The sequence below is a fragment of the Psychrobacter sanguinis genome (genome assembly GCF_020736705.1).
Classification (GTDB): domain Bacteria; phylum Pseudomonadota; class Gammaproteobacteria; order Pseudomonadales; family Moraxellaceae; genus Psychrobacter; species Psychrobacter sanguinis.
In genome coordinates this window covers 686,809-710,824 of sequence record NZ_CP085990.1, presented here as the reverse complement: position 1 = coordinate 710,824, position 24,016 = coordinate 686,809, and the positions used below count along the sequence as shown (strand labels likewise).

19 protein-coding genes, 2 tRNA genes and 1 pseudogene are annotated in these 24,016 nt (G+C 42.5%); 15 read left to right on the top strand and 7 right to left on the bottom strand.

Translation table 11 applies throughout. From position 1 onward, the window contains the following. The first annotated feature begins 105 nt into the window (after positions 1 to 105). The 7 genes from rpsP (at position 106) to uvrC (ending at position 7,754) form a co-directional block, all read left to right on the top strand. Positions 106 to 369 carry a 30S ribosomal protein S16 gene (rpsP, locus tag LK453_RS03030; protein ID WP_007394503.1) on the top strand — a complete coding sequence of 88 codons (264 nt, stop codon included), beginning with the start codon at positions 106 to 108 and terminating at the stop codon, positions 367 to 369. A gap of 89 nt (positions 370 to 458) precedes the next feature. Further along, positions 459 to 989: a ribosome maturation factor RimM gene (gene rimM, locus LK453_RS03025; protein ID WP_007394502.1), complete on the top strand. Its 531-nt coding sequence runs from the start codon at positions 459 to 461 to the stop codon at positions 987 to 989. Positions 990 to 1,111: 122 nt separating this feature from the next. After that, positions 1,112 to 1,873: a tRNA (guanosine(37)-N1)-methyltransferase TrmD gene (gene trmD / locus LK453_RS03020; protein WP_007394501.1), complete on the top strand. Its 762-nt coding sequence runs from the start codon at positions 1,112 to 1,114 to the stop codon at positions 1,871 to 1,873. Positions 1,874 to 2,134: 261 nt separating this feature from the next. Further along, a complete protein-coding gene (gene rplS / locus LK453_RS03015) occupies positions 2,135 to 2,560 on the top strand; it encodes a 50S ribosomal protein L19 (protein WP_007394500.1) in 426 nt (141 codons plus the stop codon). Positions 2,561 to 2,833: 273 nt separating this feature from the next. Continuing rightward, on the top strand, positions 2,834 to 4,348 hold the full coding sequence (locus LK453_RS03010) for a DUF3360 family protein (protein ID WP_201538509.1): 1,515 nt from the start codon (positions 2,834 to 2,836) through the stop codon (positions 4,346 to 4,348). Between the two features lie 161 nt (positions 4,349 to 4,509). Further along, a complete protein-coding gene (gene tnpB / locus LK453_RS03005) occupies positions 4,510 to 5,637 on the top strand; it encodes an IS200/IS605 family element RNA-guided endonuclease TnpB (protein ID WP_227954064.1) in 1,128 nt (375 codons plus the stop codon). A 272-nt stretch (positions 5,638 to 5,909) separates the two neighbouring features. Beyond that, positions 5,910 to 7,754, top strand: a complete 1,845-nt coding sequence (gene uvrC, locus LK453_RS03000; protein WP_007394497.1) for an excinuclease ABC subunit UvrC — start codon at positions 5,910 to 5,912, stop codon at positions 7,752 to 7,754. Positions 7,755 to 7,886: 132 nt separating this feature from the next. On the opposite strand, the gene LK453_RS02995 is transcribed toward uvrC, so the two are convergent. From LK453_RS02995 to LK453_RS02970, 6 genes are all read right to left on the bottom strand, one after another. Further along, the gene (locus LK453_RS02995; protein ID WP_201538538.1) at positions 7,887 to 8,624 is read right to left on the bottom strand and encodes a hypothetical protein; all 738 of its coding nucleotides are present in this window, start codon (positions 8,622 to 8,624) and stop codon (positions 7,887 to 7,889) included. A 71-nt stretch (positions 8,625 to 8,695) separates the two neighbouring features. Beyond that, a complete protein-coding gene (gene fabF / locus LK453_RS02990) occupies positions 8,696 to 10,048 on the bottom strand; it encodes a beta-ketoacyl-ACP synthase II (protein WP_201538536.1) in 1,353 nt (450 codons plus the stop codon). A gap of 98 nt (positions 10,049 to 10,146) precedes the next feature. Continuing rightward, the gene (locus LK453_RS02985) at positions 10,147 to 11,253 is read right to left on the bottom strand and encodes an RNA-guided endonuclease InsQ/TnpB family protein (RefSeq protein ID WP_227954063.1); all 1,107 of its coding nucleotides are present in this window, start codon (positions 11,251 to 11,253) and stop codon (positions 10,147 to 10,149) included. 125 nt (positions 11,254 to 11,378) lie between these two features. Further along, positions 11,379 to 11,795 carry a hypothetical protein gene (locus LK453_RS02980; RefSeq protein ID WP_007394492.1) on the bottom strand — a complete coding sequence of 139 codons (417 nt, stop codon included), beginning with the start codon at positions 11,793 to 11,795 and terminating at the stop codon, positions 11,379 to 11,381. A 128-nt stretch (positions 11,796 to 11,923) separates the two neighbouring features. After that, entirely contained in the window at positions 11,924 to 12,283 is a 360-nt protein-coding gene (locus LK453_RS02975) for a SirB2 family protein (RefSeq protein WP_007394491.1), read from the bottom strand. A gap of 67 nt (positions 12,284 to 12,350) precedes the next feature. Further along, a complete protein-coding gene (locus tag LK453_RS02970; RefSeq protein ID WP_201538618.1) occupies positions 12,351 to 12,674 on the bottom strand; it encodes a BolA family protein in 324 nt (107 codons plus the stop codon). 419 nt (positions 12,675 to 13,093) lie between these two features. Between LK453_RS02970 and LK453_RS02965 the strand changes: the two genes are divergently transcribed. After that, the gene (locus LK453_RS02965) at positions 13,094 to 14,221 is read left to right on the top strand and encodes a transposase (RefSeq protein ID WP_227954062.1); all 1,128 of its coding nucleotides are present in this window, start codon (positions 13,094 to 13,096) and stop codon (positions 14,219 to 14,221) included. A gap of 137 nt (positions 14,222 to 14,358) precedes the next feature. Here LK453_RS02965 and LK453_RS02960 read toward each other — a convergent pair whose 3' ends face one another. Next, the gene (locus LK453_RS02960) at positions 14,359 to 15,162 is read right to left on the bottom strand and encodes a M48 family metallopeptidase (protein WP_007394489.1); all 804 of its coding nucleotides are present in this window, start codon (positions 15,160 to 15,162) and stop codon (positions 14,359 to 14,361) included. Between the two features lie 532 nt (positions 15,163 to 15,694). Here LK453_RS02960 and LK453_RS02955 point away from each other — a divergent pair. From LK453_RS02955 to LK453_RS02925, 7 genes and pseudogenes are all read left to right on the top strand, one after another. Then, positions 15,695 to 15,770, top strand: a tRNA-Gly gene (locus tag LK453_RS02955). Between the two features lie 95 nt (positions 15,771 to 15,865). After that, positions 15,866 to 15,941: transfer RNA gene (locus tag LK453_RS02950), tRNA-Gly, on the top strand. A gap of 543 nt (positions 15,942 to 16,484) precedes the next feature. Continuing rightward, positions 16,485 to 17,709 (top strand): annotated as a pseudogene (locus tag LK453_RS02945) (IS3 family transposase). A 594-nt stretch (positions 17,710 to 18,303) separates the two neighbouring features. Further along, entirely contained in the window at positions 18,304 to 18,873 is a 570-nt protein-coding gene (locus tag LK453_RS02940; RefSeq protein ID WP_007394488.1) for a hypothetical protein, read from the top strand. Positions 18,874 to 19,087: 214 nt separating this feature from the next. Next, positions 19,088 to 20,677: a Dyp-type peroxidase gene (locus LK453_RS02935; RefSeq protein WP_007394487.1), complete on the top strand. Its 1,590-nt coding sequence runs from the start codon at positions 19,088 to 19,090 to the stop codon at positions 20,675 to 20,677. A gap of 81 nt (positions 20,678 to 20,758) precedes the next feature. Then, positions 20,759 to 21,913, top strand: coding sequence for a catalase family protein (locus LK453_RS02930; RefSeq protein ID WP_007394486.1), 1,155 nt, complete (start codon positions 20,759 to 20,761; stop codon positions 21,911 to 21,913). A gap of 237 nt (positions 21,914 to 22,150) precedes the next feature. Further along, on the top strand, positions 22,151 to 23,986 hold the full coding sequence (locus LK453_RS02925; RefSeq protein ID WP_077449941.1) for a 3-hydroxyacyl-CoA dehydrogenase: 1,836 nt from the start codon (positions 22,151 to 22,153) through the stop codon (positions 23,984 to 23,986). The last annotated feature ends 30 nt before the right edge of the window (positions 23,987 to 24,016 follow it).

The following is a 24,016-nucleotide window of genomic DNA, read 5'->3' as shown; positions in this document are numbered from 1 at the left end:
TAATTTAACAGGGTGACAGTTTTAATTAAGTAAAAGGTTTCCAAGTCATTAGTATTCTGATATAATTATGCCCTTTTTGGTATACCTACGGAAGAGAGAACTCAAATGGTTGTTATTCGTTTAGCACGGGGCGGTGCCAAAAAACGCCCATTCTATCAAGTTGTTGTAGCAGATCAACGTCGTTCACGCGATGGCCGTTACATCGAAAATCTAGGTTTTTATAACCCATTAGCGAAAGGTCAAGAAGTTGAACTTCGTCTAGATATGGATGCTTATAATGCTTGGATCGAAAAAGGCGCACAGCCTTCAGATCGCGTTAAAGCATTGGCTAAAGGTTATAAGCCTGCAACTGAAGAAGTAACTGCTTAAGACATAGTGTGTTCTGCAATGAGAGTGTATCTCATTGCAACGCAGTTTTGAGTAATTGTTTTTTTATTAATTGTGGCTGAGCATGTCTTATGACAACACCAAACGCTGACAGTCTTATGAAAATAGGACAACTAAAAAAACCATACGGCATTAAAGGCTGGTTATGGGTTTTTAGTGAAACTGAGGACCGAGAAGCTATTTTTAGTTATTCTCCTTGGTGGATGAAAACGGCAACAGGGTTTAAACCTTTAACCGTTACTGAATGGCGTAAGCAAGGAACGGGTATTGTAGCTCAATTTGAGCAAGTGCCTGATCGTAATATTGCTGAAACCATGAATGGCGTTAGTATTTGGATTGATAAAGACAGCTTACCTGAGACTGGAGAAGACGAGTATTACTGGTCTGATTTGGTCGGCTTAAGTGTTATTAATAAGCAACAGGAATGTCTTGGCACCATTAAAGAATTGTTTGAAACCGGTGCACACCCGATTATGAAGGTAGTGCCTAGTAAAGACAGTATCGATGATGAGCCACGTATGATTCCTTGGCACAAGCAAACTGTCGATGTGGTCGATTTGGCAGCGGGACAGATGATTGTAGATTGGGAACGTGATTTTTAATTCAATAATTTAAGTCGGCATTTACTTGTCGATAATTACTTAAGTTTTTGATTGAAGTTAACGTTTTTTATTTTAAGTAAGCTGTCATTATTTTGACGGACTATTAAGTTGGAGGTGACCTGATGTACTTTGCTGTCATCACCATTTTGCCTGAGATGTTTACCGCTATTAGCGAGTTTGGCATCACCGGTAGAGCCGTACAAAATAAGCAAGTCACTATTGAGTGCATAAATCCTAGAGATTTTACGATAGACAATTATCGCCGTATAGATGAGCGCCCCTTTGGTGGTGGTCCCGGTATGGTGATGATGGCAGAGCCTTTGGCCAAAGCCATTGAGTATGCCAAGTCGCAAGCCAGTCAACATGGCTGTTCTACTGAGGCAGCGCATTGCCCCGTGATTTACTTATCCCCGCAAGGTGATAAGCTCGATGAAGCGGCAGTGATGACATTACGTCAATATGATGCAATGATTCTGCTATGTGGACGTTATGAAGGCATTGATGAGCGACTTTTGCAGCGTTACGTCGATATGGAAATCTCAATTGGAGATTTTGTATTAACTGGCGGTGAGCTACCTGCAATGGTAGTGATGGACAGTGTGATTCGTAGATTGCCCGATGTGATGGGTGATGCTAAGTCCGCTGAGCAAGACTCTTTTGTAGAGGGATTGCTAGATTGTCCACACTATACTAAGCCTCATGAATTTGAAGGTTTGGCGGTGCCCGAAGTCCTTCTTTCTGGTCACCATGCCAATATTGCAAAGTGGCGGTTTGTCGAACAAGTGAAGCGTACTCAACAAAGACGACCTGACTTGTGGCAAAAATTTACCCCAAACGCAGAGCAAGCTCGCTTGCTCAAAAAAGTTAAAAACGAGATAAAGTAGCTAGGTGATAGACCTTTTATATTCTTTGTTAACGTTTAACTTCACTATTTTATTTATACCAGATTCAAACCAATGTCCTTAATTGCAGTGATTTAAAATCACCTCAAGGCCACTGGCGCTATTGATTCAATATTGATGGCAATCAAAACCGATTTCTTATTCCTGTTTCCCCTGTAAGCTCACTATTAAGCCCAAGGGGTTATTATTATAAACGGGTGGTATGCGACTTAGCCTATGCCGTCCCATGTGAGGAGCAATCTCATGAGTAATGTACATCCATTAGTACAAGCAGTTGAAAACACACAACTACTTGAGCGTCCTAACTTCTCTGCTGGTGATACTGTAGTCGTTCAAGTAAAAGTACGCGAAGGTGACCGTGAGCGTCTTCAGGCTTTTGAAGGTGTGGTAATCGCTAAGCGTAACCGTGGTCTTAACTCTGCATTTACCGTACGTAAAATTTCAAGCGGTATCGGTGTTGAGCGTGCTTTCCAGTTACATTCACCAATTATTCATAGCATTGAAGTGAAACGTCGTGGTGCTGTACGTCGTGCGAAACTTTACTACTTACGCGAGCGTTCTGGTAAGTCTGCACGTATTCGTGAAAAGTTATCTGCGCGTCGCGAAGATGGTCAGAGCAAAACTAGCGCGAACGTTCCAGATGCAGTAGAAACTGCACCAGGTATCTAAGCCACTCCTAATATTAGGTTAAAGCATTAATTAGTTGTATACCAAAAAGAGCTGGTAACTCCAAGTTATCAGGAAAAACCCTCAATCTGAAAAGGTTGAGGGTTTTTCGCATTATAAGATCGAGTAACTTTAACTAAATCAGGGTGTTAGCATTAAAATTTGCTCGTATTATTATGTCAGTTAGATTACAATAGTTAACCACATTTATTGCAGCTATTTAGTTGTATTGAACAGTCCTGTAATCAAGGAAGATACCGTGTATAAGGAGATACCATGAGTAATGACTCATTGCCGCAGTCTAGTAATGCCCCTATAGAGGACGATGCTGTTGCTTTAACAGGCACTTATGAGCAATTGCATAAGCCTAGCTCCAGTTTTTCTAGCCGTGATGCCTACCTAAATCATGAGTTGCAAATCATGCAACCCAAGCGCTGGAAACCCAACCTCCCCTTCCGGGACTACCGTTTTGAATATGAAGATGCCATTCCTGCCGTAGCGGCTACCATTGGTAAAGTCGTGATGGTCGGTGCTATTGCCGCAACTTTCGCCGGTGCTTTAAATTTAGGCGATGCCTTTATCTTAGAAAACGTGCGTTATGAGCTATTGATTGTCTCATTCTTTGTGATTCTGTTTTCAGGCTTTATACTACCGACTGCCAACTTAGCGGGTACTCATGGTCCGTTGATTCCGCTTATTCCTATCGTGGTATTGGCAGGCGGTCACCCCATGGCTTTCGGCTTACTAATCGGTCTATTTGGGATGTTGCTCGCCATCAGTAAAGGTGGAAGTTTGCTGGCAAATCTGACCAGTAAAGGGGTGTGCGGGGGTCTTCTGTTATATTTGGGCTTTATCGGTACTACCTCGCAGGTTACTAAGCTGTTAGCATGGTCGAAAGACATCAATATGCCACACATTGCTTTTGTGGTCATTTTGGGCACTATTGTGTTGTATGCTATTTTGGAAAATTACAACAAACGTTGGTTGGCCGTACCCTTAAGTTGTGTGTTGGGTGGGGTTACTGCTTTTGCATTGGGTGCGCCATTCCAGTTTGAGACCGCGCCTGGTCTACCACACCTAAGCCCTATGTATTGGTGGGGTGAAAACACTGGTTGGATGCTAGGTCTGCCTAATTTAGAAAGCTTCATTGTGGTACTGCCATTTGCGGTATTGGCAGTGGCCATGTGGTCACCAGACTTCTTGGGTCATCAGGTATTTCAGAAGATCAGTTATCCAAAACGTACCGAACGCGTGATTATGGACATTGATGACACCATGACCAGTGCTTCGATTCGTCAAGTAGTCGGCTCAGCACTGGGCGGTGCCAACTTTACCTCATCTTGGGGTACATATATTGTACCTGCGGCCATTGCCAAACGTCCTATCCCAGCCGGTGCTATTTTAACGGCAGTACTGTGTGTTGTTGCTGCGATCTGGGGCTACCCTATGGATTTAGCCATTTGGGAGCCAGTGATGTGTGTGGCATTGATTGTGGGGGTATTTATTCCGTTACTTGAAGCGGGTATGGAAATGACTCGTGAAGGGAAAACCACTCAATCTGCGGCCATTGTGGTGTTCGCTTCAGCATTGGTGAATCCAGCCTTTGGTTGGTCTTTAACTATGTTGTTAGATAACCTAGGCCTAATTGGCTCAAAAGAGCGCAGTGCGGGTCTGAGTAAAATGAGTCGCTGGATTATCCCTGCATTCATGTTTGTGTTATTAACTGTGGTCATGGCAATGGTTGGTATGCTGCCTGGTATCCCAGCATTAATGCCAAGCTTTAGACACTAATCCTTTAACTTATCGTGCGTAATTCTCCACCTATAATCTTTGATTTAGGTGGAGATGTAAGCACGGGCGACCTATTCTAAGTATTTAGGTTTATTGCTGATAATTGATGCTAAATGCAAATAATGCTAAGTTATACCTATATTCAAGTTGACTGACAAACCATGCTTAAAGCCTATAAATACAGAATTTACCCAAACAGTGAGCAGCGAGTGCTAATCGAAAAGCATTTTGGCTGTAGTCGGTTTGTGTTCAATTGGGCGTTGGCATTGCAAAAACGCTACTATGCTATGTTTGGCAAATCATTATCACGTAGCAAAATCCAAAGCCATTTAGTAAAAAAGAAAAAGAAAGCTCAGTTTGCATGGCTAAACGAGGTCAATAGCCAATCACTACTAAATGCCTTACTAAATGTCTATACCGCTTTTACTAACTTCTTCAAAGGTCATGCCAAATTTCCACGGTTCAAATCTAAAAAAATCCCACAGCGTAGTTATCAATGCCCTCAACATTGCACCGTAAACTTTGAGCAAGGTATTATCAATCTACCTAAAATAAAAGGCATCAAAACCGTATTTAGCCGTGAATTTGTTGGTAATATCAAAACCGTTACTATTAGTAAAACCGCCACAGGCAAATACTATGCAAGCGTACTGGTTGATAATGCTGATATATTGCCAACGCCTACGACCATTGAACCTAGATTAACGGTTGGCATTGACTTAGGTATTAGTCACTTACTCAATCTATCAGATGGTAGCAAATTTAATAACCCAAAGCATTTAGCCAAAGCCAGTAAACGACTTGCTATACAGCAAAAAATCTTTGCTCGTAAACAAAAACAAAGTAAAAACTATCAAAAACAAAAATTAGCTGTTGCTCGTATTCATGAAAAAGTACGCAACGCTCGATTAGACTTACATCACAAAATCACGCATAGCCTTATCTGTGAAAACCAAGCGACAAGCTATGCGATAGAAGATTTAGGTGTGAAAAACATGGTAAAGAACCGAAAACTTGCCAAAGCGATTAATGATGTTGGCTGGGGTCAGTTTGTTACCCTGCTTACTTACAAGGCGAATTGGTATGGTAAGAGTATCCTAAAGGTAAATCGGTTCTTTGCTAGTAGTAAAATTTGTTCGCATTGTCATCACAAATTAGATACTCTGCCGTTGTCAGTCAGAAATTGGACGTGTCCTAGCTGTCAAACACACCATGACCGTGATACCAATGCAGCAAGCAATATACGCTCTCAGGCGTTAGCTGATGTAGCAGGACGTGCTACTGTGTAAAGAGTTCCTCCATACCTATACCTATTAGCGTAGGTGGCATGGCGAAAGGTAACAACTTAGGTTGTTATGGGTCGCAAAGATTCCCCCACCATAACCGTTAGGTTTGGTGGTGGGAGTATGTCAATAGTAGCAACTATTGATACAAAAGCTGGCTTTAAGCCAGCTTTTTTGTGTCGATATTAAGACTTTTATGCTTCTTAGATTAGCTTGTAATAAGTACGGTAAAGCCCCATAAATAAGGGTATCTTTAATATATTTTGGTTTCATAAACTATGGTGAATCAGTCCCCAACGACAGCAGTTGATGATAAACAAGCACGGCTTAAGCATTTGATTAAACGCATGCCTAATTTGCCAGGTGTTTATAAAATGGTGGGTAAAAATGGCGATATTCTTTATGTGGGCAAAGCGAAATCCCTAAAGAGCCGCGTAAATAGCTACTTTGCGAAGACCATCGATCACCCTAAGACTCGGGCGCTGGTCTCACGCATCCATAATATTGAAACCATTATTACCCGTAGTGAAACAGAAGCCTTACTGCTTGAACAAAACCTTATTAAAGAGCACCGTCCTCCCTATAATGTCTTGCTGCGTGATGATAAATCTTACCTGTATGTGTTTATCTCAGCAGATGACCCGTACCCACGACTGGCTTATGGGCGTGGTAAAGCCAAGCACCAAAAAGGCAAGTTTTTCGGACCGTTTCCCTCGGCGCATGCTGCCAAAGAGACCTTAGCGTTGATGCAAAAAATGTTTCAGATGCGTCAATGTACCAATACCTTCTTTCGTCAGCGCCAGCGTCCTTGTCTTGAATACCAAATTAAACGCTGTCGAGCGCCCTGTGTGGGCTTGGTAACTCCTGAAGATTATGCCACTGACGTCCAGAATACCATTCGGTTTTTGAAAGGGGACTCCAGTGACATTCACGCAGCATTAATTGAAAAAATGGAAGGCGCGGCGGACAGTTTAGACTTTGAAAAAGCGGCCTTTTATCGTGACCAGTTGTCTATGTTGCGGGAGGTTCAATCACGTCAAGCCGTCTATACCGTGCAAGGTGAAGCAGATGTTATCTCTATTGCCAGTCAAGCAGGCATGACCTGTGTCAATGTGTTGACCGTCCGTGGTGGCCGAGTATTGGGCGGTAAAAACTACTTCCCTGATGTGGACAGCAGTGAACCGATTAGTGATAACCTTTCCGCCTTTATTACCTCGTTTTATTTCCAAGTGACGGATGACTTACCCGCAGAAATTATTATTAGTCATGAGTTACCTGACCAGCAGGCGTTACAAGAAGCTCTGAGCACTCATTTTGACAGTAAGACCGTTATTAAAACCAATGTCCGTGAGCACCGTGCAGAGTGGTTAGATCTAGCGAAGCTCAATGCCAATAATGCTTTAAAAACTAAGCTCGGCGATTATTTAGAATTACATGCTAGATTTGGGGCGCTAAAAGAAGTGCTACAGCCGGTGACAAAAGCCAATATCGATAGAATTGAGTGTTTTGATATTTCACATACCATGGGTGAGGCGACTATTGCCAGCTGTGTGGTGTTCGACCAAGGTGGTGCACGCAAACGAGATTATCGTCAATATGCTATTCATGGGGTGCAAGACGGCGATGATTATGCGGCCATGGCTCAAGCTTTAACCCGTCGCTATAAAAAGCATGCATTGCCAGATATTTTATTGGTCGATGGTGGTAAAGGCCAATTGAATATGGCTAAGAATGTATTGACTGAACTGGGTATCCTAAATGATACTTTGCTGATTGGGGTCGCCAAGGGCGAGGGGCGTAAAGCAGGCTTAGAAGTGCTGCATTTTATTAATCATGAGCCTTTAGACTTACCCATGGACTCAAAAGCGCTGCATTTAATTATGAATATCCGCGATGAGGCGCATCGCTTTGCCATTACTGCGCATCGTAAAAAACGTGACAAGCGCCGTTCGTCTTCAGTGCTAGAGGCCATTCCTGGGCTGGGAGAAAAACGTCGCCGTGATTTATTAAACCATTTTGGCGGTTTGCAGCAGCTTCTTGGCGCTTCTCAACAAGAATTAGAGGGGGTCAATGGTATCGGCAAGGTTATGGCCAATACCATTTATAAAGTGCTACACGAGTAAGTTGCAGGTTATCTTCTCGCTTAAAGGCCAGTAAGACCAGTTTTTTTAAAAGTAAACTGTATTAAAGGCTGCTTGCTTGTTCAAAGATGTCTGATTTAAAAGTGACTGTTTTAAAAATGATTGGCTTTATGGCTATTTGTTATTTAAGCGGTTGGCCACTTGTTCACGCAGCCAAGATTTCAAATCTTCAGACATATTGGCCAACTGCTCACTTAAATAGTCATCAATTCGGCTTTCAAGCTCTTTAACAAAGTCCTCATCCAGTTCAGCGTTTGAACGACTGCTGTCAAAGGTAAAAGGGGCAGGGGCGTTTATAACAGCGTCTAGCTCGGTGATTGGGTTTTCTAGCGGTTGCTCTCTAGAAACTTCAGGATCCTGACTCTCGGTAGTAAGAGTCACTTGATCGTTAAGTGTTGCCTCAATATTGTCTTCCTCAACGCCAATTACTTCAGTATCTTCTAAATTTTCTACACCCTGCGGATATGGCTGAGATAGCTCTTGTTCAGTAAGGTTAGCCAAATGATTCGCTTCTTCGGCGTCAAAGATGCGTTGTTGCTCTGCGGCTTGTTTTTCCAGCAGTAAGCGTTCGGCTTCCATTTTTTCAAGCTCAAGTCTTTCTGCCTCGATACGTTCAGCTTCTAGTCTTTCCGCTTCAAGGCGAGCCACTTCTTTTTCGGCGGCCACTTCGGCATTAATGGCATCGATATGAGCATGTAAGTCGGGCACAGTAAATTCAAAAGTCTCTAAATCAGTGTCTTCTTCGAGCAACTGCATAATGTCTTCAAACTCTTGAATTAGAGCCTCTTTAACAGCTTGCGGGGCATTAATCCAGCGATGAGAAAATTGGTGTGAGAATGCAACTTGTGCCATGTTAATTTGTCTCCATCAGAGTTTGATAAGGGGCGGATATTAATATAATTATACGCAGTATGAAGCGGCGCTTATTTAGACCAGCGCGAGAAGATTAGCGAGCCATTGGTACCGCCGAAGCCAAAGCTGTTTGACATTGAATAATTCAGCTCCGTCACCGTGCGTGCTTTATTGGCCACATAATCTAAACGGCATTTTTCATCGACATTGTCTAAGTTGATGGTCGGTGGCACTGTCTGCTCGAGCAAGGCTTGAATACTAAAGATGGCTTCTATTGCCCCTGCGGCGCCCAATAAGTGACCGGTCATTGACTTGGTAGAGCTGACCAGTAAGCGATCCTTACAAGCCTCAAAGATGCCTTCGATGGCTTGCGACTCAGCGACATCACCGGCAGGGGTGCTGGTACCATGAGCATTGATATAGCCAATGTCACAAGGGTCAATACCGGCATCTTTAATGGCTAGGGTCATGGCTCTAGCAGCGCCGTTACCATCAGATGGTGGGGCAGTGATATGATGGGCATCATCACTCATACCAAATCCCGCCAGTTCTGCTAAGATGGTGGCACCACGGGCTTTGGCATGGGTCAGGCTTTCTAGTACCAACACTCCAGCCCCATCGCCCAATACGAAGCCATCACGGTCTTTATCAAACGGACGGCTGGCACGAGTTGGCTCTTCATTTCGAGTCGATAGCGCGCCCATAGCGGCAAATCCGGCCATACCTAGTGGACTCGAGCCTTTTTCGCTACCTCCGGCCAACATCACATCACAATCACCATAAGCGATTAAGCGAGCAGCCAAACCAATGGCATGAGCTGCTGAAGTACAGGCGGTGGCAGTGGCTAAGTTAGGACCACGTAGATTGTGCTTGATGGCGACCATACCGGCCGCCATATTAATAATAGAACCGGGTAAGCTAAATGGAGACACCTTACGAACCCCATGATTGGCAAGGGCATCTCGGTTGTGTTCTAAAGTCTGTAGACCCCCAATACCCGCACCGATAATTACCCCAAAACGGTCAGCATCGACATTATTAACCGGCGTAGGGTCGGCACAAACTTCATTAATAAAGCCCGCTTGTTTAAGTGCCATGCTCGCAGCAGCGACTCCATAATGAACGAAGGTATCATAGCGACGGGATTCTTTGGCCGCCATATAGTGACTGGCATCAAACTCTTCAATCGTACCAGCGAACTGAGCGCGGTAAGTTGAGGCATCAAAATGAGTAATGGGCTTAATACCACTTTCGCCCTGAATTAAGCGTTGCCAAGTGGTTTCCACATCCAATCCTAAGGGCGTAATGGCACCCATACCGGTAATGACCACCCGTTGATAGTCAGAGCGTTCAAAATGGGGTGCTTTCTGGTAAGCAGAGTTACTATTTTTAGGTAAAGCTGTCTGTGTTGTGGGCTGACTCATGATGTTTATTGCCTTATTCTTTAGCCGGTCCTTGTCGCTAAGCTATGCTTTAAAGGTTAACCCGAAGTTATAAGAGATTTTGACTTCCTCCCCTCTCGCTAAACCGAGGGGATTCCTACCGCTAGACGGTCAAGCCCGACCGCAAGGATGTTCTTAGCGGCATTGATATCTCTATCATGCCATGTGCCACACTCAGCACACCTCCATCCTCTTATTCGCAAATCTGCTCTACCTTTCGGACTACTGTCACTTATTTTAAGGCAGCACGAGCAGGTCTGGGTAGTGTAACTTTCATTTACCATCTCAAACTGACAACCTGCATACTTGCATTTGTATTCCAGTTGTCGTTTAAGTTCAAACCAACCTGCATCATATGTCGATTTAGCTAGCTTGTTTTTTTTATTGGTAAATGAGCGTGATTTAACATCACCAACCACAATTAAAGCATTATCTTGAACAAGCTTGGTGGTGAATTTATGAATTAAGTCTAACCTTGTATTTTTTATTTTTGCGTGGATTGCTTTAACACGATTTTTATTGCTAGCACGCTGGGCGATAGCAAGCTTTTTAGACCATTTTTGGGTCTGCTTAATAGTAAGTTTATCACCCATTGAGGTAGTAGCAGACTCTTTTAAGCCCAAATCAATTCCAACGCTGCCCTTACCACTTACTTGCTTAGGAAAGTCTTTAACGGTGATACACGCATACCAACGATTACGATTGTCTTGTACTATCTCTAAGGTATTAATTTGATATAGGCTTAGGTTGTAGCTATCGAATACATCGATGATGAGCTTTTGACCTTTAGATAAGGATAGCTGTATGGTTGATTTAAGTGCCTTCTTACCTGTCTGCCTTGTTTGCAAATACTTGATAGCAGATTTCTTAAAAGGTATCCACCCAAGTGATTTACGTTTGGCATCCACACGATTGGTACGCCAGTTAAGTTTGGCTTTTTTAAATTGTTTACGAGATTTGGCATGAGTCTCGTTAATGGCTTGTAAGGTTTGACTGTGTAATCCTAAATACTCACCGCTACCTTTGGTATATTGGCTTAAATCATAAGCTGAAAAGTACTTACCTGTGCGTCTTAAATGCTCAAAGCTTAACGCATTAACATAGTTCCACGCATAGTTAATACTCCCAGCTAGTTTGTTTAGCTGGTTTGCATGTTTGTCTTTGATGCGTAGTTTGAGTGTTTTCATATGCTTAGTATGGCCAGGTTAATTTTAACTTACAACCCTTTAACTGCTTCTTACGACAGTGTATGTCGCCTTATATCCACCCCCTGAAGGGGGTGGTTTTACGGCGACCGGTGATAAAATAATGATTAAGATTCGCCATATACTTTTAATTTTGTGGCAAAGGTACACTGCTTCATACGTGCCGCTTGTACCACCGCATCTCTTTCGCCAAATAGACGAGAAAGTTTGGCATCGCGTGCAGCATTATTATTACTTTTGCCTACCCCAATATTAATATTGGGTGAGAAACCCCAGCGTCCGGCAGAAACACCCACACCCACGCCAGTGGTGGTTAATCCTGAGTAATTTTTGCTCTCAGTATTGATATAGCTTTGAATGCGATTGTATTCTTGAGACAAAGAGGGACAGTCATAGCCTTGATAATTGCTAGGCGGAATATATTGTGGCGACACATTACCCGTCGTTGCGCAGCCACTTAGCATAAGCACACTGCCAGCGACTGCGGCAGAAGCCATCAAAGATTTAACGCTGAAGTTTGGCATAAAAAATTCCTAAGTTTATGGTTAGTTAAGCGAGGGAGTATATCTTGAGACCCAAAGTGTTTGGTATGAATGCCACGGTGATTTAAGGTCAACCGCAGCAACATTAGCCAAAGCGACCTCAATTGAGGCTACATAAAGTTGCCTGGCTTAACAAAGGCCAATACAAAAATTGCCACGTAAGCAATGAAAGCGATAAAAATACCGGTTCTGCTTTGGGCGGGTGTCGCCGTCGCTCTAAAGGCTTTAATACTAGCACTTATTGCTGCTATGAGTAATATAATTTTGGCAGCAACCCACTGAAGCGGAGCGTCCGCTTGTAATAGAGGCATGACATTTAATGCCCCTGAGATAATCAATAGGGTATAAACTACATGAGTGGCAATCTTGCCTTTTTTATCGAAACGTTGGCCTTTGGTCATGACTAAATAGCTCTGCCATAAAAAGAGCACCACGGTAATTACCGCCATTAACATATGTAAGTGTTTCATAGTTTCCTCGAGCCAGTTGGCTAGCAAATTAAATAAGTGAGGTCAAAAGTTAGGTTTTATTCAACAGTTAGGCTTTATTTTGACCGGCACAAAGGGGGCTGGCAGGCACAGTCTGATTTTGCTGTTGCCATTCATCTGGGCTATAAGCATGGATGGCTAAGGCATGAATACTACCGCCTTGGCTGGTCATCAAATTGTCCATCAGGCTATAGATAAGCTGGTGTCTTGCTACCCGTCTTTTACCTTCAAAATCTGGACTGACCACGGTTAATTTAAAGTGGCTCTCTTTACCTTCAAAGTAGCCGGCATGATTCATTGATTCGTTTATCAGCTCGACGTGGGTAGGATTAAGCGTTTCGACGCGTTTTAGAACTTCATTATGGGTTTGCACGTCCTGTCTCCTGATGGTTTTGTATATGGCTATTTTTATAGATGTGTTTTATACATTTACTTTAAATGGATAGCCTTTATATTAACAGTTAATAGTAGGATTGCTCTAGTGGCTATCTGCAACAGATATTGTGCTCTTTAGTCGGTTTTAAAACCTTAAATAACTGTAATTTTAAAGCATTAAATAACGATAATAAAAAAATATCCATAATAAAAAACAGCCTGTGCAAAGCAGCAGGCTGATTTCTAAATAACAGGTCTTTTTAACTTATCGTGCGTAATTCTCCACCTATAATCTTTGATTTAGGTGGAGATGTAAGCACGGGCGACCTATTCTAAGGATTTAGGTTTATTGCTGATAATTGATGCTAAATGCAAATAATGCTAAGTTATACCTATATTCAAGTTGACTGACAAACCATGCTTAAAGCCTATAAATACAGAATTTACCCAAACAGTGAGCAGCGAGTGCTAATCGAAAAGCATTTTGGCTGTAGTCGGTTTGTGTTCAATTGGGCGTTGGCATTGCAAAAACGCTACTATGCTATGTTTGGCAAATCATTATCACGTAGCAAAATCCAAAGCCATTTAGTAAAAAAGAAAAAGAAAGCTCAGTTTGCATGGCTAAACGAGGTCAATAGCCAATCACTACTAAATGCCTTACTAAATGTCTATACCGCTTTTACTAACTTCTTCAAAGGTCATGCCAAATTTCCACGGTTCAAATCTAAAAAAATCCCACAGCGTAGTTATCAATGCCCTCAACATTGCACCGTAAACTTTGAGCAAGGTATTATCAATCTACCTAAAATAAAAGGCATCAAAACCGTATTTAGCCGTGAATTTGTTGGTAATATCAAAACCGTTACTATTAGTAAAACCGCCACAGGCAAATACTATGCAAGCGTACTGGTTGATAATGCTGATATATTGCCAACGCCTACGACCATTGAACCTAGATTAACGGTTGGCATTGACTTAGGTATTAGTCACTTACTCAATCTATCAGATGGTAGCAAATTTGATAACCCAAAGCATTTAGCCAAAGCCAGTAAACGACTTGCTATACAGCAAAAAATCTTTGCTCGTAAACAAAAGACCAGTAAGAACTATCAAAAACAAAAATTAGCTGTTGCTCGTATTCATGAAAAAGTACGCAACGCTCGATTAGACTTACATCACAAAATCACGCATAGCCTTATCTGTGAAAACCAAGCGACAAGCTATGCGATAGAAGATTTAGGTGTGAAAAACATGGTAAAGAACCGAAAACTTGCCAAAGCGATTAATGACGTGGGTTGGGGGCAGTTTATTACCCTGCTTACCTACAAGGCGAATTGGTATGGTAAAAACATTCTAAAAGTGAGTCGGTTCTTTGCTAGTAGTAAAATTTGTTCGCATTGTCATTACAAATTAAACACTCTGCCGTTATCGGTGCGTCATTGGACGTGTCCTAGCTGTCAAACACACCATGACCGTGATACCAATGCAGCAAGCAATATACGCTCTCAGGCGTTAGCTGATGTAGCAGGACTTACTACTGTGTAAAGAGTTCCTCCATGCCTATACCTATTAGCGTAGGTGGCATGGCGAAAGGTAACAACTTAGGTTGTTATGGGTCGCAAAGATTCCCCCACCATAACCGTTAGGTTTGGTGGTGGGAGTATGTCAATAGCAAAAACCTACTATTTCTTATAATAAGGCATAACTTTAGGCATTAACGCTTGAAGCGTGGCAATACGGTTAGAGCTTGAAGGGTGAGTACTTAAGAATTGAGGTGGCTCACCTTGGCTGGCACGTTGCATTTTCTGCCACAATGTTATCGCTGCATTAGGGTCATAACCCGCTTTGGCCATCAGCACTAAGCCAATTTGATCGGCTTCGGACTCTTGGGTACGGCTGTGAGGACGGGCGATGCCTAAATCACCTGCTAGGTTCGCTAGCTGTGCTTGACCTTGTGAAAGACCAAAAATACTCGCTGCAATGCCAATACCAGTTTGAGTGGCATATTGACTTGAGATACGCTCGCGGGTGTGTTCACGAATAGCGTGTGCCATTTCATGACCCATAATCGCAGCAATCTCAGCATCGGTTAGATTCAAACGGTCAATAATGCCCGAGTAGAACATGATTTTACCGCCTGGCAGAACAAAGGCGTTTAACTCGTTAGATTTGATAATATGAACTTCCCATGGCCAGCTTTTGGCATCGCCACGATATAACTCTGCTTGGTTAATTAAATTACGTGAAATACGATTTAGACGGGCTAACTGAGCAGCATCAGTATCTAAAACGCGTTGTTGACGGGCTTTCTGTAAAAGTTCATTGTAACTTTGCACCGACATTTGCATCACTTGATCATTTGAGACCAAAAGAAGTTGTTGTCTATCGCTGCCAATGACGCCTGAGTTGGTAGTTGAGCTACAGCCGGTTAGCGCCATCGTTGATACCGAAGCTGCTATAATGCTGTTGATTAAAAATTTCTTCATAGGTGTCCTCACTAGTGGGTTTCCATCCTTGTCGTAATTAATAACTTACTTAGAGGATGATCCATTAATTAAATATTTGCATATGAGCCAAAGTTTAGCGAATCGAGTCTAATAAAACAGCTTTTTATTGTAATTTTTGGGTTAAAATAGCCGTGTATTAAGGGCAATATAGTCGTAGACAAATTAAAGAGCTACAGCGTTAACCTTACTAAGCCCGTTCTAGTAGTACTTGAGGTAGGTTGCCTCGTATCTCATTTGGTTGGCTATGACTATAGATAAAATGAAACAGGGCAAACGCACACTTTTAGGAATTCCATTTAAAATCAGATAGTTATGAATTTGGATTTTTATTTTCTAAGTTTATAAGTTACTGAAAATATTAATGTTTTTTAAAAGTATGCGTTTGCCCTGTAAAATGGAAAAACTTATCTGAAAAAAGTGTTGACATAATCTCAAATTAATCTATAATAGCCCACCTATCAAGGCGCAGTAACTTAATATTTAAACAGAAGTTACTTAGGCGATGATCGATGCGGGAATAGCTCAGCTGGTAGAGCACGACCTTGCCAAGGTCGGGGTCGCGAGTTCGAATCTCGTTTCCCGCTCCAAATTTGCTTTAAGATATAAGCACAAGTTATAAAAGCTGGTATTGACAGGATAGATTTTTAATCTATAATATCGGTCTAGCTAGTAAGTACCAAATGCGGGAATAGCTCAGCTGGTAGAGCACGACCTTGCCAAGGTCGGGGTCGCGAGTTCGAATCTCGTTTCCCGCTCCAAATTCTAAAGAAGCCTCACTTCATAGTGAGGCTTTTTTTGTGTTTAAAATCAGTGTGTTAATAGGGATTTTCTATCAGGTATAAAGGAATTTATTAATTATATCTTAACATTAAAAATCTTAATTGATGGAGACGTGACCAAAACGTGACCCTTTCGTGCCCAAGTAGTAAAACCCCAACCGTAAAATTGACCCCGACCTTTCTATTTTATAGATTGGAATCAAATATTTTATTAATAAAAATGTTTTTTTAAATATGACCTCATATTTTGGTAGCTTAGATACTTAACTATTAAAAAAAGCGTGACCAAAACGTGACCAGATAAATAATTTTTTTATTAAAAATCAGTTAGTTGTATTGTTATTGGACTTCAGTAAAAATTAACCAACTCCCCCCTTTTAATCCTCATTAGATACCTCTCCTTTATCAACTTGCTTAGAGTCTGGCTCATAAACAAATAAGTCACCTACCTGGACATTGAGCTATGCTGAAGAAACCGTAGAGATAAACTTGGTAAACTAAGCGTATTGACAGGAGTTTACCATGACCAAGAAAGTAAGAACCTACAGTGACGAATTTAAAGCTGAAGCCGTCAAGAAGATAGCGGATAACAACGGCAATATTTCAGCGACCGCAAAGCAACTTGGCATCGCCATGCAAACGCTATCCAACTGGCAGAACAAAGCTAATCAAGGCAAGCTTGTAGGAACAAAGCAGTATGACCCTGAACTTATGAGTGCGCTTGAAGAGGTAAAACGCCTAAAGCGACAGCTTAAAGTTGCCGAAGAGGAACGCGAAATACTAAATGAGGAGGGATAAAGCGAAGCACTGCTTCGCCCCGACGCAAGGGGAGAGCTATGCTCGAGTTGGCGACGGCGTACTTCGCGAGAAACAGTTAGTCAGGTACGCCTTTATCAAAGACAACCAGTTCCTCTTTCGCATCACCACTATGTGCCGTGTGTTAAGGGTTAAGCCATCAAGCTATTACGACTGGCTAAGTCGTGATCTCAGCGACCAACAGATACATCGCAACCAGTCTGAATTACTGGTTAAAGCGGCTCACAATGAAACGAAAGAACGTTATGGCGCAGATCGACTGCATGCTCATCTAAGCGAGCAAGGCCATAACATTAGCCTGTATATGGTAAGAAGCATCAAAGAGCAACACGGCATTAAATGTCGTCGTCATAAGCGCTTTAAAGTCACCACCGACTCCAATCACAACAAGCTGGTCTATCCAAACGTACTGGATCAGAAGTTTGATGCTAAGCGCCCTAACGAGTCGTGGGTCAGCGACATCACCTATATCTGGACGAATGAGGGTTGGCTGTACTTAGCAGGGGTCAAAGACTTATACACCAAAGAGCTTGTCGGTTACGCTATTAACAAGCGTATGACCGCAGATTTAGTTTGCAAAGCACTAAATATGGCCATCAAGAATAAACGTCCAAGCAAAGGGCTAATCGTTCATTCAGACAGAGGCAGTCAGTATTGCAGTCACGCCTACCACAAGACCATTAAGCAGCATCAATTTATAGGCTCAATGAGCGGCAAAGGCAACTGTTTCGATAACGCTCCGATAGAAAGCTTCTGGGGCACATTAAAGAATGAGCTGGTATATCATCAAGACTATAAAACAAGGTTCACAGCCATCAATGATATTATCAGTTATATCGAGCTGTACTACAATCAGACGAGGATTCAAAAGGGTTTGGGCTATCAATCGCCAAGACAGGTGTGGTTTGATTATTATCGTCAGGCTGGGTAACTAAAATCTCCCAAGTTTAACTGTACGGAATTGACAGCAGGGGTCATGTGATAAAACGTGCTAATTAAAGCACGTTTTTCGCTTCGTCTATACCTATCATTAGACACCTATCATCCGACAGGGTGTGTGGAATCCACCCTAGCCATGATAAACATCTTTTAACTGATAAACCTTTTAACTGATAGACTTTGTTTTAAAAAGTGGTAGCCAGTTATACGGTGAGATTAGACCAGCAAGCTACTTTGCTAAAGTTAATCATCAAGGTGTCAATATCCCAACTTTTTTAGCAAATGCAACACAGGAAAAATGACTTCTCTATAGCTAGGTTATATTCGGGATGTGAATAACCTATTGATAGTAATGAAAATTTTTTAAGCCAACACTGTTAGTTTTACGGTCTCTAGTATGTCATTTTTTAGTCAATAGTTTAGTTTTGTAATTTTATGGGTGATAAAAGTTAATTTAGCGCTTTTTAATTTTTGCGGCTTATATAATAAAAAGGATTTAAATTTTAAATAATAAAACTATGAGATAAATAAATTTAAATCAAGCACTTCAATTAATGATCAACTAACAACTATAAGGGCAATAAATATGACAACTGAAAACAACGAAAAACTTTCTTTATTAGACGATGTGGCATTAAAAGCCCAAATGCTCATGGCAAACCTAAAAGAGGGCGCTAATGATGGCTATGACCATTCTGTGACCAGCGCCGGTGAAAAGGGCTTAAAATCAGGCAAAGTTTCTGAACTCACCGCCATCGCCCCCTTAACCAAAGATGGGGCAGCTCGTATCAAACGAATTTTAGAAATTACCAAAGGCAATCTTGCAGGAGCGACCAATGTAGGCACCTTGCATGATTTGCGGTTGGTGTTTTTAGACAATGACACCAAGCTACTGTTTTGTACCGCCTATGATGGCGATTGGGACGCCTACATCAATGACTTTGCTACCAAAATTCCAGAACTCATGGACTTGATTTTTGGCAATGTAGAGGGTTGGCCTGGGATTAAAGACCCGACTGTCAAGCAATTTATCCTTGACCATCAGATTACCGCTACCGGTTGGTATGTGGGTGTACCGCATCTGACGGTTCGTGATATTGCGCGTAATGACAAAATCGTGCGTGGCATTAATAAAGCAATTGAACAAGCCCAATAAGACGACTTAGAACCTGTATTCACCATATCACGTTTATCAGCTCACTTTTATCAGCGTACTATTCTAAGCGTACTCTAAATGGGCAAGCTTTAGGTTAAAATTTCGATACAAAAGCCATTTGTTGCGTGATTTTTACCATAAACGATATTTAGCGTGGTGTATGGTGAGCAGGTTCTTAGCATCAAATTTTTGAAATTCTCTGCTAGGAACGACCATGAATAACGACAACCCAGCGAATGAAAGCCTACTTGGCAAATTAAAAACCCATCTACAGGATGGTATCGAGCATGGCATAGAGGCCATTAAAGACAAATTTGAACACAGCGATACACCCGCTGAAGAAGGCAGTGTCAAAGAACGGGTACATGAAGCGAAACAAAAAATCAGCACGCAGCTGCACAGCGTCACCACACGGGCAACGAACGCTATCTATCCCAATATCGCCACGATGGAGCTTGAGGATATTCAAGCCATCATCTTACATGACCGCCCTGCGCCTTACTATGGCACGCTTGTCGCGCTAAAAGTCAATGATAGTAACGCGGGTCGTGAATTACTAAAAGCGGTATTACCAAACGTCACAGGCTCAAAAAATTTCCAAAAAGATATGGATGCTAATTTGACCATTGTGATGACGTATGAGGGGCTAAAAGCCTTGGGCTTACCGCAAAGCTCGCTTGATTCTTTCCCAGAAAATTTCAAAACAGGTATGGCAGGTCGCTCAGATATCTTGGGTGACAAAGGCGATAATGACCCGAGTAACTGGCTTGCGCCATTTGGTGATAAAGGCGATATTCATATTTGCGGCGCGGTGATTGCCGATAGCCAAGAAAAATGGCAAGCCAAACTTGACGAACTTAAACAGGCGTTTGCCCCTTATCTAGATACCAGCCGTAACGCCATCGAAATCTTAGTGGAACATGATTTTGGCGCAGATGGTGAGGTCAAAAACGTGTTTGGTTATCGCGATGGCATCAGTAACCCAGAAGTTGATGGCAGTGGTATCAGCCTTGAAAATAACACCGAACGTCCGATTGCGGCGGGTGAATTTGTGTTAGGTTATAAAGGTGAAGCGGGCGTGGTACCTCCCATGCCACAGCCTGAAGTATTGGGAAAAAACGGCTCGTTTATGGTACTGCGAAAATACCGCAGTAATGTGGCTGACTTTCACCGCTATTGCCTTGAACAAAGCGACAATGACCCAGCTAAAGCCGATAAATTGGGGGCAAAAATGTTTGGTCGCTGGCGTTCGGGTGCCCCCATCACCCTAAGCCCAGATCACGATGATGAAGCCCTAGGCAAAGACAATGTAGCAAACAATAAATTTGACTACACGGACGATCCCTATGGCAAAGGCTGCCCGTTTGGTGCCCATGCTCGCCGTATGAACCCCCGCAATACCAAAGACTTTATTCTAAGCGATGTGCGTCTTCATCGTATTATCCGTCGTAGCGTATCGTATGGCGATATCGTGCCACCCAACGTGACCCAAGACGATGGTCAAGAGCGGGGTCTATTTTTTATCGGTATCAACGCGCATGCCATGGACACGCTTGAGTTTTTGCAAAGCCAATGGATTAATGACGGTAACTTTATGAACCTTGGGGAAGAACGTGACCCAATGCTAGGCGTACACGCAGGTAGTGACGCTGATAGCGATGTGTTCACCGTACCCGATGAGCCAATTCGTAAGCGTCATACCAATATTTTGCAATTTAATACCCTGCAAGGCGGTGAATATCTTTTTGTACCGAGCTTGTCGGCACTTAAATGGATTAGTGAGCTTAACGAAAATTCATATTAGCGTAAAACTAAATAAAAAAGGTTAGGCGTTTTTAGTACTGCTAACCTTATGAAATAATGAAAATAACAAAGGACAATCATCATGTTAAATAAATTATTCGGTCGTCGTTATGCCAAGTTTGACCCAGCCATCGACCAGCTCACTAGCGACGATGAAAAAGCCATCGACCAAATCACCGCAGATATTCGTGACTATATCGGCAAATCAGACACCGTTAGCAAAATCAACTATCACACCCGAGACGCCCATGCCAAAGGCTACTGTGCATTAAAAGCCAACTTTGAGATTTTACCAAAACTGCCCAAAGAATATGCCCAAGGTATCTATGCCAAACCCGCTCGTCATGAAGCGGTGATTCGTTTTTCTAACGGCTCATCTCGTGTGGCTGCCGACAACAAGTTGGGACTTTCTCAAGGGTTGGCGATTAAAGTCTTTGGTGTCAAAGGCGAAAAATTACTGCCAGATGAGCAAGATAGCCCAAACTTTGACTACAATCTGATTAATTTTCCTATTTTCTTTTGTAATACTATCCAAGACTATAGTTATATTTCACGACTATTTTTACAATTAAATGATTATTTTGCCAAAGGGGCGAAAGGTCAAGCCAAATTTGCCTTTGACTGGCTTACCCAAAATGGCACAAAACTGCCATCCAAAGAATCCCTCAAGACTTTTAGGGCTTTTAGTAAATATAAAACCATCAAACCGCAAAATACCTTGTTATACAGTTTTTACTCACAAGGGGCGGTGCGTCATGGCGACTATATGGCAAAAATCCGTGTCGCCCCGACCAAAGCATCACAAGCCAAAATCAAACGCCGTGATCTTGATGTCAACGCCACTAACGAGGCGATTCGTCCTCTGATTTTACAAGAAATCCGTGAGCATGATTATGAGTTTGATGTGCAAATCCAGCTGTGCCGTAACTTAAAAGACCAACCCATCAATGACTTGACCAAAGAATGGGATGAAAAAGACGCGCCATTTGTGACAGTGGCAAAACTTACCATCCCTTGCCAAGATGTGCCAGATGACGGTAACTTTGACATCATGGAGCATTTGTCATTTACCCCGTTTCGCTGTATTGAAGCCAACCGTCCGATTGGTAATCTGCAGCACGCGCGCCTGCGTGCCTATCAAACCGCCTCGACCACGCGCCATCGTTTAAATCATAAAAAACGTGCCGAGCCAACCAATCTAAAACAGGCATTTGATAAAGATTTTTATAACCTTTAAATTTGGCAAAAAACCAGTAGCGGGGCGGTTATGGGGGCATTGTTTGAGGTAAAATTTCACCCATTGGGTGAAAAACCACATCGCCCTCAATCATTCAACAACCGTTAGCCTGTGACTGGGCTAACGGTTTTTTACCTTTTTATGCCATTAAACCTATGCTATTAAACATAGTGATTAGCAAATACGATAATACCAAAAATAAAGTTGCGTATTTGCCTGTTAATCTAGGAGTATTGTATGTCAGAGTCGAATCCTCTTGTTAATTTTACCCATATCACAGTCGCAGGCAGTGGTGTTTTGGGCTATCAAATCGCCGTACAAGCGGCGTTTCATGGTTTTAAAGTCATTGTGTATGATATCAATGACGAGGTGCTCAATAAAGCCAAAACCAAATTTGCCGATATCGCCAAACGTCATCAGGATGATTTGGGCGAAACAAGCGAACAAGCCAAACAGGCTGAGCAAAACTTGCGTTATAGCTCAGACTTAAGCGCCGCCTTGAAAGACGCAGACTTGTTGATTGAAGCGGTGCCTGAAGATGTCGCCATCAAAAAAGATTTTTATCAAAAAGCCTCAGCTGCCGCACCCGAAAAAACCGTATTTGTCAGTAACTCATCTACCATGTTGCCCAGTGATTTGGTCAACTTTACCGACCGTCCTGCTAAGTTTTTGATGATGCATTTTGCCAATGAGATTTGGAAGCGCAATCTTGCCGAAATTATGTCACATGCCGATACTGACCCTAATGTATTTGATGCGATGACCGCGTTTGCCAAACAAATCGGCATGGTGCCTATTATCGTCAACAAAGAAACCTCGGGCTATGTACTAAATTCACTACTCAATCCTTGGTTAAATGCAGGGATGCAGCTGTATATCCAAGGCATTGCTGACATTCAAACCATCGACAAAACTTGGATGCTTGGCACAGGCTCGCCGATGGGACCATTTGCTTTTTATGATATGCTTGGGCTCACTACCCCTTACAATATTTACAAGCTCGCTGTGGCTAAGGGCAAACAACAAGACCAAGCGGTCGTTGATATGCTCAAAAAAGAGTATATCGAGCAACATAAACTGGGCGTACCAACGGGTGAAGGGTTTTATCAATACCCCAATCCCGCCTTTAAAAATCCTGATTTTTTAAAACCACCGAAAGCGGATTTATCCAAAGTACCCTATAAAAATATTACCGTGGCAGGCAGTGGCGTATTGGGTAACCAAATTGCGGTGCAATGTGCGTTTCATGGGTTTAACGTGACTATTTATGACATTAATAATGATGCGATTGCTAAGGCGAAAACCCGCTTTACCGACCTTGCCAATCAGCATCAGCATGACCTAGGTGAAACCGATGCCCAAGTGGCAGCAGCTAGCAACAATTTGGCTTACACCACGGACTTGAATGAGGCGTTAAAAGATGCAGACCTATTGATTGAAGCGGTGCCAGAAAGCTTAGACATCAAAAAAGATTTTTATAGCAAAGCCTCAGCCGCCGCCCCTGCCAAAACCGTGTTTGCCAGTAACTCATCGACGTTATTGCCAAGCGTGTTATCAACCTTTACTAACCGTCCAGAAAAATTCTTGATGCTGCATTTTGCCAATCATATCCATATCCGTAATACGGTGGAGTTGATGGCGGCCCCAAGTTGCGACCCACAAGTCTATGCTGACGTCATCGAATTTGCCAAAGCCATTGCTATGCTACCGATAGCGGTGAAAAAAGAACAATCGGGCTATGTGCTTGATAGCTTATTGATTCCGTTATTGGTAGCGGGGTTAAAACTGTGGGCAAACGGCGTTGCCAACGCCGCAACCATTGATAAAACGTGGATGATAGCCACGGGTTCACCCTTTGGACCGATGGCGATTTTGGATAAAAATGGCATGACAACCAACTACAATATCTTTAATGAACTGGCAAAAACGGACCCTTCTTTGCAGCAGCCCGCTGAAAAGCTCAAAGCAGAACTGGTCGATACCAACAAATTGGGTGAAGCCACGGGTGAAGGGTTCTATCAATATCCTAACCCAGCTTATTTAGCGAAAGATTTTTTAAGCTTAATTCACTAAACTGCGTTTGGCCAAGGAGAATAAAAAAGG

What these genes read in the sequence shown, in the direction of transcription:
- LK453_RS02940 (WP_007394488.1), top strand. Translation starts at nt 18,304, where the DNA reads ATGACAACTGAAAACAACGAAAAACTTTCTTTATTAGACGATGTGGCA.
- LK453_RS02985 (WP_227954063.1), bottom strand. Translation starts at nt 11,253, where the DNA reads ATGAAAACACTCAAACTACGCATCAAAGACAAACATGCAAACCAGCTA.
- LK453_RS02980 (WP_007394492.1), bottom strand. Translation starts at nt 11,795, where the DNA reads ATGCCAAACTTCAGCGTTAAATCTTTGATGGCTTCTGCCGCAGTCGCT.
- tnpB (WP_227954064.1), top strand. Translation starts at nt 4,510, where the DNA reads ATGCTTAAAGCCTATAAATACAGAATTTACCCAAACAGTGAGCAGCGA.
- trmD (WP_007394501.1), top strand. Translation starts at nt 1,112, where the DNA reads ATGTACTTTGCTGTCATCACCATTTTGCCTGAGATGTTTACCGCTATT.
- LK453_RS02930 (WP_007394486.1), top strand. Translation starts at nt 20,759, where the DNA reads ATGTTAAATAAATTATTCGGTCGTCGTTATGCCAAGTTTGACCCAGCC.
- LK453_RS02925 (WP_077449941.1), top strand. Translation starts at nt 22,151, where the DNA reads ATGTCAGAGTCGAATCCTCTTGTTAATTTTACCCATATCACAGTCGCA.
- rplS (WP_007394500.1), top strand. Translation starts at nt 2,135, where the DNA reads ATGAGTAATGTACATCCATTAGTACAAGCAGTTGAAAACACACAACTA.
- LK453_RS02935 (WP_007394487.1), top strand. Translation starts at nt 19,088, where the DNA reads ATGAATAACGACAACCCAGCGAATGAAAGCCTACTTGGCAAATTAAAA.
- rimM (WP_007394502.1), top strand. Translation starts at nt 459, where the DNA reads ATGACAACACCAAACGCTGACAGTCTTATGAAAATAGGACAACTAAAA.
- LK453_RS02975 (WP_007394491.1), bottom strand. Translation starts at nt 12,283, where the DNA reads ATGAAACACTTACATATGTTAATGGCGGTAATTACCGTGGTGCTCTTT.
- LK453_RS03010 (WP_201538509.1), top strand. Translation starts at nt 2,834, where the DNA reads ATGAGTAATGACTCATTGCCGCAGTCTAGTAATGCCCCTATAGAGGAC.
- uvrC (WP_007394497.1), top strand. Translation starts at nt 5,910, where the DNA reads ATGGTGAATCAGTCCCCAACGACAGCAGTTGATGATAAACAAGCACGG.
- LK453_RS02995 (WP_201538538.1), bottom strand. Translation starts at nt 8,624, where the DNA reads ATGGCACAAGTTGCATTCTCACACCAATTTTCTCATCGCTGGATTAAT.
- rpsP (WP_007394503.1), top strand. Translation starts at nt 106, where the DNA reads ATGGTTGTTATTCGTTTAGCACGGGGCGGTGCCAAAAAACGCCCATTC.
- LK453_RS02960 (WP_007394489.1), bottom strand. Translation starts at nt 15,162, where the DNA reads ATGAAGAAATTTTTAATCAACAGCATTATAGCAGCTTCGGTATCAACG.
- LK453_RS02965 (WP_227954062.1), top strand. Translation starts at nt 13,094, where the DNA reads ATGCTTAAAGCCTATAAATACAGAATTTACCCAAACAGTGAGCAGCGA.
- fabF (WP_201538536.1), bottom strand. Translation starts at nt 10,048, where the DNA reads ATGAGTCAGCCCACAACACAGACAGCTTTACCTAAAAATAGTAACTCT.